Genomic DNA, 267 nt, shown 5'->3' on the forward strand with positions numbered 1-267 from the left:
TGAAGATTGACATCGACGCGGCCGCGGCCGAGTCTTGCTGTGATCGAACGTTTTAGTGCCGCTTCGAGGTGCTGAAGATCCGATGGGAGCTTTAGGTTCACATCGAGAAAGCGGTTGTTTACTGTCTTGAGCTCGACGGTCGCATTCGTCTTCTCGTTCGAAGCCGAGCCGCGGCCGAAGCCGGTCATTGATCTCATAAATTTGCTGAATGTTCGGCCTCTTCGGCGAACTGATATTCGTAAAGCTTTTTGTATTTGCCGTCGGCCG

1 protein-coding gene is annotated in these 267 nt (G+C 52.8%); it reads right to left on the bottom strand.

Translation table 11 applies throughout. The features are described from left to right. A partial coding sequence (locus GUI70_RS23445) for a YicC/YloC family endoribonuclease (protein WP_272952934.1) occupies positions 1–188 on the bottom strand: 188 nt, incomplete at its 3' end. Positions 189–267: the final 79 nt, after the last annotated feature.

The sequence above is a fragment of the Deinococcus alpinitundrae genome (assembly GCF_009982895.1).
In the GTDB taxonomy this organism is placed as follows: domain Bacteria; phylum Deinococcota; class Deinococci; order Deinococcales; family Deinococcaceae; genus Deinococcus; species Deinococcus alpinitundrae.